Origin of the sequence: Streptomyces sp. NRRL B-1347, from assembly GCF_000720325.1 — a bacterium.
In the GTDB taxonomy this organism is placed as follows: domain Bacteria; phylum Actinomycetota; class Actinomycetes; order Streptomycetales; family Streptomycetaceae; genus Streptomyces.
This window is the reverse complement of sequence record NZ_JOJM01000006.1, coordinates 98,452-116,120: the sequence shown is the minus strand read 5'-3', so window position 1 is coordinate 116,120 and position 17,669 is coordinate 98,452. Positions and strand designations below refer to the sequence as shown.

At 71.1% G+C, this 17,669-nt stretch carries 19 protein-coding genes; 2 read left to right on the top strand and 17 right to left on the bottom strand.

Translation table 11 applies throughout. The features are described from left to right. Positions 1–25: 25 nt before the first annotated feature. Positions 26–277, top strand: coding sequence for a hypothetical protein (locus IG74_RS0109075; protein WP_158857543.1), 252 nt, complete (start codon positions 26–28; stop codon positions 275–277). On the opposite strand, the gene IG74_RS52005 is transcribed toward IG74_RS0109075, so the two are convergent. From IG74_RS52005 to IG74_RS0109060, 3 genes are all read right to left on the bottom strand, one after another. Then, positions 238–690 carry a hypothetical protein gene (locus IG74_RS52005; protein WP_158857541.1) on the bottom strand — a complete coding sequence of 151 codons (453 nt, stop codon included), beginning with the start codon at positions 688–690 and terminating at the stop codon, positions 238–240. The genes IG74_RS0109075 and IG74_RS52005 overlap by 40 nt on opposite strands. Beyond that, positions 690–1,736 (bottom strand): hypothetical protein, encoded by a 1,047-nt coding sequence (locus tag IG74_RS0109065; RefSeq protein WP_037824929.1) that lies wholly within the window; start codon positions 1,734–1,736, stop codon positions 690–692. The genes IG74_RS52005 and IG74_RS0109065 overlap by 1 nt, the downstream gene beginning before the upstream one ends. Before the next feature lie 78 nt (positions 1,737–1,814). Next, positions 1,815–3,251: a hypothetical protein gene (locus tag IG74_RS0109060; protein ID WP_030672509.1), complete on the bottom strand. Its 1,437-nt coding sequence runs from the start codon at positions 3,249–3,251 to the stop codon at positions 1,815–1,817. A gap of 135 nt (positions 3,252–3,386) precedes the next feature. On the opposite strand from IG74_RS0109060, the gene IG74_RS0109055 reads away from it, so the two are divergent. Further along, complete coding sequence (locus IG74_RS0109055; protein ID WP_030672506.1) at positions 3,387–3,632, top strand: DUF6011 domain-containing protein; 246 nt, start codon at positions 3,387–3,389, stop codon at positions 3,630–3,632. Positions 3,633–3,667: 35 nt separating this feature from the next. Here the strand turns inward: IG74_RS0109055 and IG74_RS47825 are convergent, their stop codons facing one another. The 14 genes from IG74_RS47825 to IG74_RS0108985 all read right to left on the bottom strand — a co-directional run bounded on the left by IG74_RS47825 (position 3,668) and on the right by IG74_RS0108985 (position 17,655). Beyond that, positions 3,668–8,029 (bottom strand): phage tail protein, encoded by a 4,362-nt coding sequence (locus IG74_RS47825; RefSeq protein ID WP_051854722.1) that lies wholly within the window; start codon positions 8,027–8,029, stop codon positions 3,668–3,670. A gap of 56 nt (positions 8,030–8,085) precedes the next feature. Next, complete coding sequence (locus tag IG74_RS0109045) at positions 8,086–8,298, bottom strand: hypothetical protein (RefSeq protein WP_030672500.1); 213 nt, start codon at positions 8,296–8,298, stop codon at positions 8,086–8,088. Positions 8,299–8,303: 5 nt separating this feature from the next. Then, positions 8,304–8,720, bottom strand: coding sequence for a hypothetical protein (locus IG74_RS0109040; RefSeq protein WP_234334282.1), 417 nt, complete (start codon positions 8,718–8,720; stop codon positions 8,304–8,306). Positions 8,721–8,887: 167 nt separating this feature from the next. After that, positions 8,888–9,229: a hypothetical protein gene (locus IG74_RS0109035; protein ID WP_234334281.1), complete on the bottom strand. Its 342-nt coding sequence runs from the start codon at positions 9,227–9,229 to the stop codon at positions 8,888–8,890. Between the two features lie 52 nt (positions 9,230–9,281). After that, positions 9,282–9,452, bottom strand: coding sequence for a hypothetical protein (locus IG74_RS52000; protein ID WP_158857539.1), 171 nt, complete (start codon positions 9,450–9,452; stop codon positions 9,282–9,284). Continuing rightward, the gene (locus IG74_RS0109025; protein ID WP_030672491.1) at positions 9,449–10,033 is read right to left on the bottom strand and encodes a hypothetical protein; all 585 of its coding nucleotides are present in this window, start codon (positions 10,031–10,033) and stop codon (positions 9,449–9,451) included. Before IG74_RS0109025 ends, IG74_RS52000 begins: the two co-directional genes overlap by 4 nt. Further along, positions 10,033–10,833, bottom strand: coding sequence for a hypothetical protein (locus IG74_RS0109020; protein ID WP_030672488.1), 801 nt, complete (start codon positions 10,831–10,833; stop codon positions 10,033–10,035). Before IG74_RS0109020 ends, IG74_RS0109025 begins: the two co-directional genes overlap by 1 nt. Next, positions 10,833–11,552 carry a hypothetical protein gene (locus IG74_RS0109015; RefSeq protein WP_030672486.1) on the bottom strand — a complete coding sequence of 240 codons (720 nt, stop codon included), beginning with the start codon at positions 11,550–11,552 and terminating at the stop codon, positions 10,833–10,835. The genes IG74_RS0109020 and IG74_RS0109015 overlap by 1 nt, the downstream gene beginning before the upstream one ends. Next, positions 11,552–12,256, bottom strand: coding sequence for a hypothetical protein (locus IG74_RS0109010; RefSeq protein ID WP_030672481.1), 705 nt, complete (start codon positions 12,254–12,256; stop codon positions 11,552–11,554). Before IG74_RS0109010 ends, IG74_RS0109015 begins: the two co-directional genes overlap by 1 nt. Before the next feature lie 19 nt (positions 12,257–12,275). Continuing rightward, positions 12,276–13,694 carry an FkbM family methyltransferase gene (locus IG74_RS47820; RefSeq protein WP_051854721.1) on the bottom strand — a complete coding sequence of 473 codons (1,419 nt, stop codon included), beginning with the start codon at positions 13,692–13,694 and terminating at the stop codon, positions 12,276–12,278. Next, the gene (locus IG74_RS0109000; protein ID WP_030672474.1) at positions 13,691–14,344 is read right to left on the bottom strand and encodes a glycosyltransferase family 32 protein; all 654 of its coding nucleotides are present in this window, start codon (positions 14,342–14,344) and stop codon (positions 13,691–13,693) included. The genes IG74_RS47820 and IG74_RS0109000 overlap by 4 nt, the downstream gene beginning before the upstream one ends. A 7-nt stretch (positions 14,345–14,351) precedes the next feature. Beyond that, positions 14,352–14,894 carry a hypothetical protein gene (locus tag IG74_RS0108995; protein ID WP_030672471.1) on the bottom strand — a complete coding sequence of 181 codons (543 nt, stop codon included), beginning with the start codon at positions 14,892–14,894 and terminating at the stop codon, positions 14,352–14,354. Between the two features lie 37 nt (positions 14,895–14,931). Beyond that, complete coding sequence (locus tag IG74_RS0108990; RefSeq protein ID WP_030672468.1) at positions 14,932–16,461, bottom strand: hypothetical protein; 1,530 nt, start codon at positions 16,459–16,461, stop codon at positions 14,932–14,934. 72 nt (positions 16,462–16,533) lie between these two features. Continuing rightward, positions 16,534–17,655 carry a hypothetical protein gene (locus tag IG74_RS0108985; protein ID WP_030672465.1) on the bottom strand — a complete coding sequence of 374 codons (1,122 nt, stop codon included), beginning with the start codon at positions 17,653–17,655 and terminating at the stop codon, positions 16,534–16,536. Between the last annotated feature and the right edge of the window lie 14 nt (positions 17,656–17,669).

Genomic DNA, 17,669 nt, shown 5'->3' with positions numbered 1-17,669 from the left:
TGTGCGCTGCCCCTGCCTCTACCTGATGGGAGCCCCCGTGGAGATCAAGGCGATCACCTTCGAGGAGCCGGGCCGTCCGGCCACGGTCACCGCCGAGCTGACGCAGCACGAACTCCTGTACCTGGGACTGCTCCTTGGCTCGCGGAGTCCCGCTGACGCCGAGCAGGTCATGACCGGCGGAGCCCGCATCCAGAGCGACCTGTACCGCGACATCTCGGGCTACGTCTTCAACCCCTTCTACGAGGACGGGATCGAGGAGGCCGCGGCCAGCAGGTGAACCGCGGTCCCCGCCGGGGCCGGCATGCCGTGCGGCATCCACACGCGCACGAGCGCGTGCCCGGGCCCGACCTCCTCGAGGACCGCAAGCAGCAGCTCGGTACCCGCGGCCATCGCGGTCACCACCGGCGGCTGCTCGAAGGCCGTGGGGAAGTCGGCCCGGGCCCGGCCGTCCTCACCGGTCACCGCCACCATGGCGGCCACTCCCGCCACTCCTGGCGCCCCTTGAGGGCCCCGGGGCCCTCGGGGGCCGGTGCGCCCCTGCGCGCCCTCCTGAGGCGCATTCTGGGGCGCTGCGGGGGCGGCCTTGCCTCGCCGTCTGGTCGTCGACCTCGTCTTGCGGTCCAGGTCCCGCAGGATGCTGCCGAGCGCGTTGCCCTGGAGCCGCCGGGCGGGGCTTCCTCGCAGCGCCATCAGCTGCTCGCCTCCGTTCCCGTGGCCGCTACCTGGACCTGGACGCTCTCGCTGCCCGGGTCGTCGCCGCTGCCGCCCTCCTCGGTCACGGTCACCCCCGTGATCTTCAGCCGCTGCGACACGGTGCGGCAGGTCTCGGCGCTGGTGACGTCCAGGCACCAGCCGGGCACCAGGTGGGCGACGTCGACCGCCGCCTGGGGGCTGATCGTCACCTGCTGGGAGTCGATGAAGACCGGCACCGGCTGACTCGCGCGGAGCTTGGCCTCGGCGGCCGCGGTGGCCGACGCGTCGTCCGGGATGGAGGTCTGCTCGAAGTAGCGCTCCAGCAGCCCGTAGTAGGGGTGCACGCCGCCCGCTTCGCCGAGGACCTCGCCCTCCTCGTCACCGGCCACAATCCAGCGGGTCGTGAGCGCGGTGCCGTCCTCGGCGACGACCAGGCCCTCGGGGAAGTCGACGTCGCTGAGCCTGCCCACGCTCTCCCGGTGGGTCTCGGGGAGGAGAAGGAAGGTCCGGCCGAGGACGGTCCAGTCGAGGCCGGTGTCGGCGAGGTCGGTGAGGTGGTCGAGGGCCTGGCCCACGTTCTTGGTGTAGTTGCGGGCGCCGCGTACGCGCGTGGGCGCCACGGTCACGATGCTGTGCCCGGGGTCGTCGGGGGCGAACGCGTCCGTGATCAGCCAGTCGGCGATCTCGGCCAGGTCGGTGTTGGTGAACGCGATCGTCTCGTGCGGCACGCGCCGGGCCAGCCACGCCGACACGTCCAGCGCCGAGATCTCCACGCGCCCCAGATGCCATCGGACGTCGACGACGGGCCCGCTCCACACCGGCGCGCTGTCGTCGCGGTAGATCAGCAGGCTGTGGCGCCAGGCGCGGACCAGGCCGAGGCGCTCGCAGCAGTCGCCCTCCGGGGACACGACCACGCTCGCCGCCGAGGTGTCGTCCAGGACGCGGCTCCACTCCACCGACGTGAGGACGTCGGCGTTGCTGACCGTGGCGCCGTCACGGTCCACGATCCGGCAGGAGTGTGTCCCGCATCCGGCTACAGCCACGGCCGAACCGCCTCTCAGGGAGGTGTCGGCCCGGCCCACAACCAGCGGCGCACCGGCCAGGGTAGCCGGGAGTGCAGGTCAGAAGCCGCGGCCCGTGACGCTGACCGTGACCACCGCGTCGCCGGACGGGGGGTGCAGGAGGTCGGACTCCATGCAGATCACGTAGCTGGCGCAGGTCAGCGTCGGGAACTTGAGCGGGCCTCCGTCGAGGCCGTACACGTCGGGGCTCGACTCGCAGACGCCGCCGCACTCGACGATCGGGCGGCCCGTCTGGCCGTCCAGGGTGAGCGCCCCGCCCGCGGGCACGTACGCGATGTGGAAGACCGCCACCGTGTTGCAGCGCTCCGCGTCGGCGATCTCCTCACACGTCATGTCCTCGTGGTTCGGCGAGCGCTCGAAGAAGGTGATCGTGAGGTTGCGCAGGTCCTTGCTGCCCGCGCGGACGATGATGATCGGCACGTCGACGGCCCAGGCCGGGCAGGCGGACAGGTCGACGTCACAGCACCGGCGCTCCACGGCCAGCGGCAGGCAGAAGCACGTCTCCTGAGGCGCCTCCACTGTCGGTGGCGTCGGCGTCTTGCAGAGCGGGTCCGGGCACAGCGCCGTGGGGTCCGCGCACGCGGCGAGGCGACAGGTGCCGTCACAGGGCCCGTCGTCCTCGTTCACCGGCCACGCCAGGTCGCAGGCCTCCGTGGTCTCCTCCACCCCGAACGAGCCGGGCGGGCAGGTCTCGGTGAGCTCGAGGCACAGGGTGGGGTCTTCGGTGCCGCCGTCCAGGCACCAGGTCACGCACTCGGTGCTGTCATCGAGCGGCGGCGCGACCTCGATCAACGGCACCGGGTCCGTCCACAGCCACGGCGTGGCCGCGACGAGGGTGAACTCGACGGTGACGACATCGGCACCGCTCGCCGCGCACTCCCCCGCCGAACAGCCGTCGCCCGCGCGGGAGACGACACGCGGCCCGTCGACGAGCGCGACACGACGCAGCGTGCGCCGGTGCGCCTCGTTCAGACACTCCTCGCTGAGCTCCTCGTCCGGGCAGCACGAGAGGAGTTCCATGCAGTCGCCGTCACACTCGTTGCCCGCGCAGCCCTGGAGGGCTTCGGAGAGCCAGTGCAGGCCGTACTCGACGCCGCAGCAGGTCCGGCCCAGGAGGATGCCGGTCACGACCATGGTGCGCGGCAGAACACGTGCCGGGCCCAGGACGCCGCCGCCCGTGACCGCGTTCGTCACCGCCCGCCGCACCGGGTACTCGTCGAGGCCCTCGATGGACAGGACCAGCAGGCCCGCGAAGTCCTCGCTCACGGGCAGGTCGGGGTCGTACCAGGGCGCCTCGTCCTCGGCGGGCGTGGTGTACGGCAGGTCGCCCAGGGACTCCGCCGTGATCGTGGGGCAGGAGCAGGGCGTGAAGCTGCTCAGCGGCGAGCCAACCGACTCCGCGTCCAGGTAGGCCGCGAGCCGGGCCGCGTTCGCGATCTCGACGCCGCCCAGCGTGATGTAGTCCAAGAGCGCCAAGAGGCCACCTCCCGCAACAGCGTTGGCGGCCCGGCCCACAACCAGCGGCGCACCGGCCAGTCTAGGAGGCGCCGCCCGCTGCGGCCGTCGGCCAATCCCCTGCGACACCCACCGCCAGTCGGGCATCCTGGACGTATGCGTACACGCGGCAGCGAGGTACCCGAAGCCAGCCAGCCCCTGCTGTTCGACGTCCCCGAGCAGCGGACGCCGGTGCGGCGCCGCCAGCGGCAGACGGCCGTCACCTGCTCGGAGTGCGGTCGGCCGCTGAAGTCGGAGCGCGCCGTCCGGGCCGGGGTCGGCACCGAGTGCGCGGCGAAGACAGGCCGCGCCGTCATCGCCTCCAGAACGTCGACCGGCCGCCCGCCTCGTCCTGCGAAGTGAAGACGCCGCCCGGGCGGCCTCCTAAGATCCGCCGGTCAGATCCCTGACGCGAGGGTCAGGCGCGTCACGACCTGATGCGCGGTCGTCCGGGCGTCGCCAACCTCCGTGATGTAGAAGGTGTTGGTGACCTCCTGCGGCCTCGCCTTCTGGCGGTCGCTGCTCGCCGTCGGCCCCGGCACCTGCGTGCTCGTGGGCGTGCGTACCAGCGAGGCCTGAGGCGTGGCGGCCAGCCCGCTCACTGCAGGGCTGCGCACGAGTTCCCCCGCCACCGTGTCGGCCAGGCCCCGGGCGGCGCCGCGCAGCGCCTCCTCAAGCACGGCGACGCGGCGCAGCAGTCCTTGCTCCAGGCCCGCACCGGTCTGGTCACCGATGTCGGCGAACACTCTCGACGGCGACTTGATGCGCAGCGCCCCGCGAATCGCCCGCTGGATCCCGCGGGCGATGTCGAGCATGAGGTCCTCGATCTGCTCCCGCTGCCCCTTCAGACCCTCAAGGAACCCGCGCCCGGCCTCCTTGCCGGCATCGAAGAGAATGTCGGCACTGCGGCGGCCGAGACGGGTCGACGCCTCGGCGAGGTCGCCCTGGAGGCTGTTGATGCGCTGGAGGGTGCGCTTGTCGGCGGAGGCCAGGGCGCGCGCGAAGGCGTCGCCCTGCTCGGGGCCGAGGCCGATGATCTGCCGGAGCAAGTCCTTACGGACACCGCGGCGCGCGAGTGCGTTGACGCGGCGGGTGAAGCCCTCGATCTGGGAGACGGCGTTGCGCAGGCCGTCGATGATGTTGTCCGCGTTCACCTGGCCGTCGCGTGCGAAGTTCTGCAGCGCACCGGACTGGAGAGCCGCGGCCGTGGTGTCCGCCGCGAACTTCTGCGCGTCCGCGATCTTCTTGAGCAGTGCCTCACGTTGCGACGCCAGGCGCTGGAGCCGCCGGTTGCCGCTCTCCAGGAGGCTGACGAGCCGGTCGTCCACGGTCGTCTTGCGGCCCCGGAACGCGCGGGTGATGGCGTCGGCGAGCTTCTTGGTGGTCTGCTCGATCTCCGAGGCCGTCCCCGTCAGGCCCTTGATGAAGCCGAGGCCGGTGTCCCGGCCGATCTCCGCGAAGACCTTCGAGGGGCTGCTGATGCCCAGCACGCTCTTCGCCCCGCTGATGGCACCGCTCACGACATCCTTTGCGGCTGAGGCCAGGCTGCCAGCCACCGACTTGATGCCGCCGATCATGCCCTGGATGAGGTCACGCCCCGCGCCGACGAGCGCCGAGGCGGCCCCGGACAGGGCGGACGCCGCCCGGCCCGGCAGGCTCCGCAGGAGGTCGAGGACGGCACCGAGCAGATCCCGGACCGCGGACACGGCTGCGGACCGGGCCCGGTTGAACAGCTCCGACACCCGGCCGGGGAGCGCCCCCAGGACCGATGCGGCGCGGCCGGGCAGCTGGGAGAAGAACCGCACGACGTTGCTCACGGCGCTGCTCACCACGCTCAGCGCCGCGGACGCGAGGCTCCTGAAGACGCCGACCACGGTCGACACGAGGCCACTGATCGCGCTGAGGATGAGGAGCGGGAGGTTGGTGAACAGCGTGACGATCGCGTTCACCAGGTCTGGGACGATCGACCCGCCCACGAGCGTGTCAAACAGGAACTGAAACCCGTCGATGATCAGTTGCACGAAGCTCGTCACCGCAGTGACGATGAACGTCAGGACCTTGGCCAAGCCGGTCAGCGCGGACACGATGCCCTCGATGAGCGGCACGACGCCCTCGATAACGAGCCAGCCGGTGAGGGCCGCAGCGGCCTGGAGCAGCGGCGCCGCGATCTTCACGATCAGGACCGCCAGCGGGGCGAGCGACGCGAGGAGCTCCGCGAGCGGCGGCACCAAGGGGATCACAGCGTCCACGACCGCCTGGAAGGCAGTGACCAGCGGCGGCAGGACGGGGATCAGGGCGTCGACGAGCGCCGTGACAAAGGGGACGAGGGCGGCGACGACTTGAGCGATGGCCTGCGCGAGGATGAGCAGGAGCGGGCCCAGACCCACGATGGCCGTACCGAGTGCCTCGCCGAGCGCGGTCCCCAGTGGGATGACCGCCTTGAGGATCGACTGGAGCGCCGTGGTCAGCTGCGGCAGCACCGGCATGAGCGCGCCGACAAGAGTGGCGATGACCGGGTTCAGGACTTCCAGGACGGCCTGGAAGGCGGGTGCCAGGGCCGCCAGCACGGTGTTCGCCAGCGCGCCGACCAGCGGCAGCAGCGGCGCCAGCCCGGTCAGCAGTCTCCCGATCACCGCGCCGACCGCGGTCAGCACATCACCAGAGGCAAGTTCCTCGAAGGCGTCGGCCAGCACCGTACCGACCGTCGCCAGAGCCGGGGCGATCGACGCCAGAGCCGGGCCCAACGCATTGATCAGGTTGGTCAGGGCCGGGCCGAGCGCGGTGAAGATCGGCGCGAGGGCGGGGGCGATCGCACCGATCTGTGTGAGCAGCGCGGCCAGGATCGGGCCGAGCTGCGCGGCGATCGTGCCGACCGTCGCGAAGAGGTTCCCGAGCGTCTTCTGCCCGCGGTCGGAGTTGACGAACTTGTCGAACTTCTGGGTGATCTTCTCCAGGCGGGCGAGGAATCCAGCCCCTGCTTGCTCCCCGGCCTCGAAGACGCCGCTGATGATGGAGCGGACGTTGGAGATGATCGCGCCGAGCTGCCGGAAGACGCCCACCGCGGCGCCGACGGCGGCCACCGCCCGCCCGGACTTCGCTGCGTTCTCGAGGAAGCGGCCGAGCCGCTTACCCACGTCTTCGATCTTGCTGCCCAGCTGCTCACCGAAGGCCTCGCTGACGCTGCCAGCCACGCGCACGAAGCCCCCCACCACGGGCCGCAGGGCGGCGGCCAGGCCCTTCGTTGCCTCCTCGGTGCCGGTGAGGATGTTCTTGACCGCGGCGACGCCCCGCGCGGACTGCAGGAAGTTCCCGACGCGGGCCGCGGCCGTGCCGAAGTTGGCTGCGATCTTCGACAGGCCCTTTTCCAGCGGGCCGCCAAGGGCACTCGCAAGGTCTGTGATCTGCCCCTCGATCTTGCCGAAGAAGCTGTCCTGCACCGAGTTGCGCAGGTCCTCGAATGCCGGCTTCAGCCCCCGGAGCTCCCGCGCCGCTGCTCGGGCCTTGGGCGAGAGCCCTTCGAGGCTCTTCTCGAACGCCTTCGCGCTCCCCGTGAGCGCGGCGGAGAAGGCCTCGCTGACGCCCGACAGCGCGAGCTTCAGCGCGCCCATCGCGGCGACGGTCGTCAGGATCGCCGCGGGAAAGGCGGCGACGATCCCGGCCGCGGGGGTGACGGCGGCGATGAACGCGCCGACCCCGGCTGCGGCGTTCGCAGCTGCGATACCGACGGCCCCGAAGGCGAGCAGCCCGCCCAGCGCCTTCACGACGCCACCGGCGACGCTCTTGACCCGCGACAGCGAGCGGGTGAGCCGGTTGGCGTCGACGTTGGGGTTGACGTTGACCGTGACGTCGGGCGGGCGGTGCGCGCGGATCCGGGCGTCGAAGCCGTCCAGGTCCGGGACGACACGGACGGAGAGCTCGACCCCGGCGAGTGCGGCGCGGAGCCGCTCCACGAAGCCTTCCAGGTCCGGGACGACCGGGACGTCGATGCTGTCCAGGCTTCGAAGCCCGGCGAGGAGGGCGCTGTCGAAACGGTCCAGGTTGGGGACGACCCGGACCTCGATCTCGCCGAGGCCCCGCAGCCCAACCAGGAGGGCGCTCTCGAAACGGTCCAGGTTGGGGACGACCCGGACCTCGATCTCGCCGAGGCCCCGCAACCCGACCAGGAGGGCGCTCTCGAAACGGTCGAGATCCGGGACCACCGGCACCTCGACCGAGCGCAGGTCCGGCAGCCCCGCCCGGAGAGCGACCTCGAAACGGTCCAGGTCCGGGACCACCGGCACCTCGACCGAGCCCAAGCCCAGCAGCCCGAGTGCGAGAGCGCTCTCGAAACGGTCGAAGTCCGGGACTACCGGCACCTCGACGTCGCCGAAGCCCTGCAGCTCAGCGCGGAGAGCGCTCTCGAAACGGTCGAGGTCCGGCAGGACCGGCACCTCAACGGCGCCCAGGCCCCGCAGGCCGGTGACGAGGTCACTCTCGAAACGGTCCAGGTCCGGGACGACCGGGACCGCGACGGCCTCCAGCTCCCGCAGCTGGCTGGCCAGCCGGGTGCGGAAGTCCGCGGTGTCCGGGCTGACGCGGACGGAGAAGTCCCCGCGCAGGGCCCGGGTGATGTTCCGGCGTAGCTGCTGTCCGAGGTTGCGGGTCGCCCGCTCAAGCGACCGCTGGATGCGCCGCCCGATCGCGCGCGCCTCGCCGTCTACGGCGCTGTCGTCGAGGACGATCCGTACGCGGCCGGTCCCGTAGTCCTCTTCCTCGGCCATCGGGCAACCTCACGAAGCGTTCGGTTGCCCGGCCCAGAACCAGCGGCGATCTCAGGTTATCCGCTGGCCGCCCGACGGAGCTTGGCGTCCTCCGCCGCCGCCATGGAGATCAGCTGCTGCGCCTCATGAGGCGCCATGGCCCCGGCCGCGGTACGCCCTTGGCGGGCGCGCTCGCCCTTCGGCGGGGCGTACAGGCGCGCCCGGTTGCGCTCCCGCGCCTTGTCGTCCTCGGCGGACTGGTCCAGGGCGGCCTCGGCGGCCGACAGCATGGTGTTCAGCGACCACGTGCGCGGGTCGACGCCTTGGAGGGCGAGGTGGCCGGTCCACGTGTCCCAGGACTCGGCGATGCTGGCGAGGAGCCGCTGGACCGTGTAGTAGGGCGCTTCTTGTTCACCCCGCCCCCGTAGACCTCCATCAGGAACTCAACGAGTTCGATCATGATGCGGTCAGGGAGCGGCATCTTGTCGAAGACGGGGACCGACTCGGGCAGCATCAGCTCCTTGATGAAGCCTCGGAGCGCTGCCAGGACCTCCCGCATCTGACGCGGATCCGCTTTCGCCAGGTCCGTCCCGACCTGCTTCTGCGTCGAGACCAGCCGCTCGTACACGTCGAGGAACTCAGAGCCTGCGACCTCGGGCTGGAAGCGGAGTTCGATGTCACCGATGACCGCGACGTGAGGCTCGGTGTTCACGGAAAACGTTCTGGTGGCCATGGGCGAGTCGCCCCCTTCAGGGGTTGCGCAAACGCCCGGCCCACAACCAGCAGCGTGCGAGGGAACAGAGTAGCGGCGGCGGCTACCGACCTCCTGCCGGCATGAGAGCCCCGCGGCAGCCTCCGGGGCTCTGGGCTACCTGCCGGTCACCGGCCGAGCCGCAGGGCGATCCCGAGGAAGTTGTGCGCCCGGGTGCCGGGGTGGCGTACGAGCTTGGCGAAGACGATCTCCCCGCCGACGTCGAACCGCAGAGCCTTCCGCCTGCGCGGCCGGATGAGGTGCGGCCGCGTCCCGTCGAGGATGTACCGGCTCGCCGGATGGTTGGAGATCACGAACCCGACCAGGCCGCTAGGGCCCTCGCGGACGTCGGTGGTGATGCGGGAGGCGACGCTGCCGTGAGGGGCGGCCTCCTGGCGGGCGAGGGCGGCCACCCGTTCCGTGCGGGCCCGCAGCCTGCGCTCTGCAAGGCCGCCTCGCCGCCTCAACATCCTCTGAAGGCGTGACGGGTCGACCTGCACCTCGACGTGCATCCCAGCCCCTCTACATCTCGATGAGGGCGAGCAGCTGCGGGTCGTGCGGGTCGCGCACCTCTCCCAATTCGACCCTCCTGGCTTCGAAGTGGCCGTTATGGCTCCTGGCCACCATCACCTTCAGGTCGCCCCACTCGGTCTGGATCTCGGTGAGGGTGGACACGAGCTCGCTGATCCTCATGATTCCTCCGGGCATGCGCAGTTCGGGAGGGCGATGGTGACACGCTGCTCGACACCGACGCACTGGCCTTCCGGCCCCAGGACGGTCAGCTGGCCGAGGGTGTACCGGTAGCGGCGGGACGGCGGCCCGGTCTGCGGGAAGCAGCACACGAGGGCGTTGTGCACGCTGGTGGCGTCCACGTGCAGCACGCGCGCTGCGGCGGCCAGCTGCTCGCAGGTGGGCGGACATCCCTCCTCGTCGGAGGACGGGGCGCAGCGCAGCAGGGTGACGACCAGCTCGGCGGACATCGTCGGCGCCGGGCAGGAGCGGGCGCCGAGGATGGTCGGGGTGCGGGCGCCGCCGAGGTCGGGCGCCGTCAGGATGCGGGCGAGGGACACGGTGAGCTGTCCACCGGCCCCGTCCTGGGGATTGCCGCACGGGTCCTCACAGGAGTCCCAGGCCGGGGTGCCGGGAACGAGGCAGGCGCGGCAGGGACAGCCCGGCTGCCCCTCGACGAGCGCCGCGGTGTCGTTGAGGGTCTGGCAGACACAGCCGAGGAGGGTCTCGGCGAGGGCGTCGATGGCCAGGGGCGGGAGGGCCATCAGCGCACCAGCCGGGGCCGGGGGAAGTCGGGCGAGTAGACGCGCGAGGGCGACGCGAGCCGGTGCGGGTTGACGGTGACCAGCCACAGGTCGACGTCAGGGATGCCGGTCCGGCCCTCGCTGTAGACCAGGGTGGGGTCGGCGAACTCGTACTCCGTGCCCTGCCGGTTGAGGCGGGTCAGGTTCCGGTTGGCCTTGCAGCCGCAGGCGCCTGTGCCGCAGCCCTTGATGAGGTGGCAGGTGAGCGCGCTGACGGCGGCGACCGCGGCCTCGTCGAGGGGCAGGCCGGTGCGGTAGGTGACCGTGAGGGTGTCCTCCTCGCCCTCGGCCGCGGCCATGTCCTGGCAGTCCGGCCAGCATTCACCGTCAGTGCGCAGCAGCGTCCCCGAGCCGTCGACGCGGTACGCGGTGTCGGGCAGCGTCTCGGGCCCCTCCTGCACCGACACGATGTCGTACACCGGCCCGTCGAGCCGGATCTCGCACAGCTCCTCACAGGAGCAGTCGCCCCGGCACCCGCACACCGACGCGTTCCGCCACACGCCGTCGCTCAGGTACGGGATCCACGGGCCGACCGCGCCCCAGTACGGGGTGAGCCACGGCAGGGCCTCCAGGCACTGTCTGCGGCACGGCCGGACGGTCACGGGGCACGACGGGCCGAGCCGCCTGCCGGACAGCCGGAACAGGAGGATCGAGGCCACCTTCTGCCAGCGCTCGATGGTCTCCGGGCTCGTGTCGTCGGACAGGTCGCAGCAGGTGAGGTCGATGGGCCACGGGTCGCACACATCGGTCTGTAGGGGCATCAGCGTCCGCCTCGTTCGTACCGGCAGGCCAGGGGGAAGGCGGCCCGGATGAGGTTGCCGACGCGGCCGTTGGCGAAGCTGTCGGGCATGGTCGACAGGAACGCGCTCTCCTCGCCGAAGCCGCGCGGGCCCCGGTGGAGGATCTTGACGTCCTCGATCTGCTCGCCGCCGATCCCGGCGAGGACGCCGTAGGCCGTGCGCTTGTGGAGCACGTCCAGGTGGTGGCCGATGTCGAGGGCCTTGAGCATCCCCGTCTTCGTCACCGGCAGCGGCACGTGGAGCTCGTAGCTGACCGGGTCGTCGTGCCCGTGTTCGCGCAGCAGGTCGCGCGTCTCGCGCATCCCCCGCAGGTACGGGCCGGAGCCGCGGGCCACGTAGTGCTGCTCCACCTCCCGGACCGGGCCGCGGTGCAGGGCGGGCATGCCGGCGGGCAGCGGCTGCATGACGAAGAAGTCGTCGTTGCACAGCAGGAAGTTCTCCGCGACGTCCGGGTGCTCGCAGGCCGCCCGAACGGCCGCCGTGGTGTTCGCGTACTTCGTGCCTCGCTGCTCCAGCGGGATGTGGCGGACGTCGGCCACCCAGTGGGGGAGGTGGCCGACGATCCACACCTGCCGGTGAGGCAGGTTCGAGGACCAGGAGCGCAGCGCAAACCGAAGCTGCTGGTTCACAGCGCCCGGCCGCACCGGCACGACGATGTCGGGCAGCTCCTGGTGGCCCATCAGGACGCCAGGCAGACGCCGCCCGTGACGTCCACGTAGTCGCAGCCCGGTGTCGGTGGGGCGATCTGCGTCTGGATGACCCGCCGGTGGCAGGTGTTTCCCAGCGGCGTCAGGAGCGGCCCCGGCGTCAGCGCGGCGTCCTGCTCCAGGACGTCGTAGGGGCCGATGCCCCAGCCGCCGCCGCTGCGTGTGGCGCCCTGGAGGACGAGCGTCACGGCCTCGGAGCCTGCCTCCAGGTCACCCAGAACGCCGTTGGTGATCCACGGCAGCAGCATGTAGATCCACTTGCCCTCGTTCAGGCCGCTGGCGTCACAGATGTCGTCGCCCAGGATCGGCGCCCACAGCTCCAGCGCGAAGCCGATGTTGCACTGTACGGAGCAGTCGTCGTGTCCGATCGGCTGTCCGTCGAAGCCGAAGACGACCGGGTTGCCCGTGGTGATCTCCACGAACTCCGGGCTGACGGAGAAGAAGTTGACCTCGACCTCGTAGCCGCGGAAGGACGGGCAGCCCCTCTTGAAGCCGCAGACCTTGCCGTTGGCTGCCTTGTACTCGATGTCCTCGCCCTCCTCCACGTCGGGCGACATGGAGACGCTGGCAAGGCATTCGAGGACGAACGCGTTGTCGGCACCGCAGACGGGGCGACCGCAGGAGTCAACGCGGGTGACGCGGATGTTCTCGACGTTGGAGATGAGCGGGCAGCTCATGCCGGGTACCTCCCTTTGATCAGGAGGCCCGGCCCACAACCAGCGGCTGCCGACCAGCATAGCCGCGCAGCCCGGGGTAGCTGGGTGTGCTGGGGAAGGCGCCGCGCAGCCGGGGCGGCAGGTCAGCGGGCGTCACCACGCCCCGCCCCCAGTCGATGCCCGTGGCCGCCTCACCGTCTCCGATCCGCCACGCCGCGCGCCGCCCCTCGCCGTTGCCGTGGTCCAAGAGCGAGGGGTTCTCGGGACCGGTACGGTGCTCGACCAGCGAGGGCATCGTGTAGTAGCAGGCCATGCGGATGCTGTTGAAGTACCAGGCGATGCGGTGGTCGTAGTTGGTGATCTGCGGGTGAGTGTCGCCGAAAGCCACCACGGCCGGGACAGTGCTGGTCGGCAGGATCACGGCCTGCCCCCACCACGGGCCCTCGAAGGCGGCGAACGCCGCCTTGCGCTGGGCGGCCTCGACCACGTGCCCCATGGAGAACCTGGGGGCGGTGCGGGTGCGGCCCATGTAGAGCGCCACGGGGTGCCCGGCAGGCACGTGGGCCAGGAGCTCCGTGCACCCGGCGAGCAGGTCGCGGCAGGGCTGTACGTCGTCCTGGATGACGAGGTGGTGGGTGGCCTCGGGGTCGTGCGCGAGGAGCGCGCGGCGGCCCGTGTCCCAGCGGTCGTTGTGCCGGTCCCACACCACCCGGGCGGGGCCGTCGAGGTCGTCCTCCAGCTGGTGCACGAAGTGCTGCCGCGAGGGGTGCGCCATGATCGCGGCACTGAGGCGCACCTGGCCATGCTCGGTGGGGGCGTAGCCGTAGGTAGGGGTGATCGCGTACCGGCCGAACCGGGCGTAGCGGAGCGGGGCGAGGAGCGCATCGACGTCAGGGAGCCGGTCGGCTGCGGTCTCGACGTACAGGACGGGCCGGTCGCGGCGGATCGTATTGAGGGCGCCGCGGAGGACGTCGAGCTCTCCGCCTTCCACGTCGATCTTGATCAGGCCTACGTCCGTCAGGCCGAGGCTGTCGATGGTGAGGACCCGTACGTCCCCGGACGGGTCGGCGGCTGCGCGGGCCATCCCCGTGTTGCCGGCAGGGCCTGCCTGCATGACGGCTCTGCCGTTCTCGGCTCCGGCAGCGGCGCAGATCACGTCGACCTGCTCGCCGAGCCGCGACAGGAAGACGTTGCGGAGCAGCTGCGCGCGCGCCTGCGGGCTGGGTTCGAGGGCGACCACGTGCAGCCCGCAGACAGCGGCGAGCCACGAGGTGTGGTTGCCGATGTGGGCGCCGACGTCGACCGCGGTCCGGCCGCGGCGTACGCGGTGGCGCAGGTCCTCCAGGAGGTCGCGCTCGTACCAGTCGCGGCCGCGGGCGATGCGGGCGCCGATGTGGTCGCCCGGGTCGACGTCGAGCTGCACGGTGGCTCCGTGCGCGGCCAGCGGGACACGGATCATGGCGCCTCTCCACGGTGCTTGCGGCGGTTGTGCCAGTGATGGACGGCGTAGCAGTGCGCGGGCCACGGCGGCCGCGCCTTCAGGCTGTCGAGCTCGCTCCACAGGTATGGGTAGAAGAGGCGGGACGGGAGCACGGCCAGCTCCCCGGGGTGCTCGCGGTACGCGGTGGTGAGGTAGGCGGGGCCGGTGGAGATGGCGGGCCGTGCGCCCTTGTGCCGGGCCGCGGACGCCTCCAGGTCGGTGATCAACCGGCCGATGAACCGATGGCTCCGGGCGGCGCCCATCAGGCCGTTGGCGATGCGCCTGCCGTCGGTCTCCCACGCCGCGAACGCGTCGATGCCGTCCAGGAGCGGTGTGATGGGCTGCAGGCACTCGAAGTCCGCGTCGACGTAGACGCCGCCGTACTGCCACAGCAGCTCGTAGCGCAGGACGTCAGCGCGGAACTGGCCGACCATGGACGCGGGCGCGTAGTCGGCGGCCTGGTCGTAGAGGTGCTGGTTGTACATGGGCGGAAGGTTGTCGTCGGTCCACACCCGCATCTCCCAGTCGGGATGCGCGCTGGCCCAGGTGTCCCGGTAGGCCTCGAACCGGGCCGGGACCGGTGAGCCGATCCAGATCCAGTGGATGAGGCGCGGGATGGCCGCCGTCACGGGCCGCTCACACCCCCTGGCCGGGCTCGATCGCGAGCAGGTGGACGGTCGCCCCCGCGAGGGGCTGTGGGACCTGGAGCACGCTGACGCCGAGGAGCACGACGCCCGGGGACTGGCGGACGTTCACCGTGCACGACGACGCCGACAGCGCCGTGACCCGGGCCTCCGTGGCGTTGGTGTTCGTCGTGGCCAGGCCGACGCTTACGACCGGAACCGCCGCGAACGCCGGGCTGAAGGTGAACGCGGCGTTCCCGGACGCGTCGGAGACGGCCGTGGCGGCGAACACCCGGCGGGCTGCGGTCGGCGCGACGATCCATGTCGACCCGTCCGACTGCACGCGGCGCGAGCGGCCGCGCAGGATGCTGAGGGAGGCGGCGAGGACACCGTCGATGGTGAAGGGGCTCGCTGGCCCGGAGGCCGTCCATACGGCCGTGGCGCTGCCTGTGTTCGTCAGGTCGTGCGTGCGGAACGGGACCGTTGCCGGGTCCGGGAGGGACTCGGCAACGGAGGCCGTCTCGATGGCGAGCGAGTCTGTGCTGTGGAGCGGCATCGTGTTTCCCCGAAACGAGATCAGTGACAGATGTTGATCAGACGCCTAGGACGTCGTCGAACGCCTTGTTGAGCAGCCGGTTTACGTTGGCGGCGTTGAGGGTTCGGGTGAACGCGCCCTCGATGATCGTGTTCTGATGGCCGAACGCGCCGAGGTTGACGACCGCCCCGCCGGAGAAGCGGCAGTCCGTCACCAGGGCGACGCCCGCCGGGCCGGTCACGTCGGTACCTGCGGTGATCTCCGTCGCCTGCATGACCACGGCCCCCGGCCCTCCGGACCCGACCGGGTCGGTCAGTGCCAGCGAGGACAGTCCGGTGACCCGTACGGAGTTCATCAGCGTCTGCGACCCGCCCGGGTCCGCCGCCCCGTTGAAGGTGACACAGTTCCCCTGCCCCTCGACGTAGCTGTTCAGGACGCTGTCCGCCCCTGTGCCCCCGGTGCGGTTCTGCTGCACGGTGCCGCTCTGGAGCGTGGACGACTGGACCGTGAGTCCACGGGTCGCGGAGGCCGAGTTGGCGGCGGACCCTCCGATCAGGTAACTGTCCTGCACGGTGACTGCCCCGGGCCCGTTCTGCGTGAGCACGGTGCCGATAGACTGGAGGACGGAGTTCGAGACGGAGAGCGCGCCCGAGGTCGCCCCGGCCGCCTGGGTGACCACCCCGTTCAACGTGGTGCCCGCGGCAATACTGAGGTTCGCCGTGGCCGCCGGATCGCGGACGACCCTGCCCCCGGGGAACTCCGAATCGTTGAGGGCGACGACTCCCCCAGTCCCGTGCAGGGTGAACTGCTGCGCCGTGCGGTTCGCGGTCACGCGGCAGTTGTCGATGGTCCGGGTGCCTGCCCCGTCGAACTCCGCATCGGTCGGCTGGGTGCTATGGCCCTCGAATGTGGAACCGCTGATGGAGACGTTGGAGGTGTTCGTAGCCGCGATGTCCAGGACGTACCCGTCGCGGAACGTCGAGGTACTGATGAACCGGGTACCCGCCCCGCCCGCGTTGTCCCGGATCACGGCGCCGCCGACGATCGTGTTGTTGGTCATGGACCGGGCTGCCCCGGCCGAGGACCCGAGGGTGACGGTGTTGACCGTGGACCCGCCGTCGATCGTGTTGCCGGAGATCGTCCAGTTGCCGGAGTTGTCCAGCGTGGTCCGGCGCAGAGTGTTGTTCAGCGCCGGGGCGGTGGCCACGTCCCACCCGGGTAGCGTGACGTTCTCGGCTCGGTTGTCCCGGAAGGTGGTCGAGCCCCGGTGCCAGGGCCACTGGGTGTGAACGGTCGGCGCGTCCGCGTCGGTGTCCACGGCCGTGTTGCCGAAGGCGTCCGTCAGGCGGGTGATGGACCCGGCCGTACCGAGGTCGATGTCGAAAGTCCCCACCCACGCGGAGTCATCGAAGGCGGTGTGCACCCGCGCCGCCGTGCCGAACTCGGACGGGCCGGTCGGGTTCAGCTCGATCTCAGTCGCCGACGTGTTCCCGGCCGTGCCGATCGTCGGGCCGTCGGTGATGACGATGACGCAATCCTCGTCGAGCGTCCCGGCCGCCCGGAGTGCCAGTGCCTGCGCCCGGGTCATCCTCGTCGGGTACGGGCACGGAGGAGCAGCGGGCGGGGTGTATGCCCCCGAAGTGGACATTGTCGCGTCCTCCTAGACGGTCTGGAAGTCGAGCCGGAAGCGGATGGGCGCGGCGTTGGAGACGTTGCCGAAGTGGACGCCCAGGTTGGCCCCGCCGGTCATGCGGATCGTCCCTGCTGCGCTCCCGGCGGCCGGGCCGGACAGGTACGTCAGGACGGCACGGTGGCCGCCTCCGAACGCGTTGGAGACACGGACGTCCCCGACTGCCATGTCCGTGTTGTTCGTCGGCCAGGTGATGGTGCCGAACGTCGGGGAGGAGAACTGCATGAAGACGCCGCCGGACTGGGCGCCGACCGGCTCGTCGTACTCCATGACGACGCTGGAGGTCGGGGCCCAGTCCATCGTGGGGGCGCCCGTGGTCGGGTCGTAGCAGGTCCCGTTGAACGTCCAGCCGGTGAAGGCGGACGGTGCCGGGACGACGTTGCACAGGTTCTCGCCGAGGCCGCCCGGATCGTCGCCGAAGGCCGCGCCCACCAGGTGCAGATCAGGGAGGATGAACGGCTGAGGGCCGTCGCAGCTCACGACCTCACTGTTGGGGACGAGGTTGCCCGCCTCGTCGTACCACTCCAGCGTTCCGTTCCTGCGCCGGCAGGGGAACACCGGCCCGTTGGTGAATGCCTCGACCTGGCGCAGCAGCGGTGACCCTGTGCCCATCACCCCGACGTTCTGCTTGTGGAAGCCGTCGAACCGGACCCGGGCCACGCCGGACACCGGGGGGAAGTTCAGCTCGCGGACGACGGCATTGTTAGTGATCGGCGCGGTGAGGTCCCACGGCGTGGTGTAGAGCGGCGCAAGTCCGGCGTCGAGGAGCGTGACGGTGATCAGGCCGAAGCCGTCCTGATCGGTCAGGACGCCGCCGCCGCCGTTGTGCCAGCGGAGTCGGACGAGGTTGTCGACGGGGGCCGCGAACAGGTAGTCGAAGCCGGTCGTGGGGTTGGCGACGAGCTGTGCTTCGGTGACCGGCGGGGAGAACCCGGACAGATCGGCGCCCGCTGTCCCGTCGATGGTGGACGCGAGGTTGGTGATGGGCAGGCCAGCCGGGTTCGCCGAGATCTGGACGGCGGAGAACGGCACCTCCCCGGGCGCGCAGCGCGTGGGCCCGGCGATCGGACAGCAGTTGCACGGTACGGGCATGGCTCTCCTTCCGC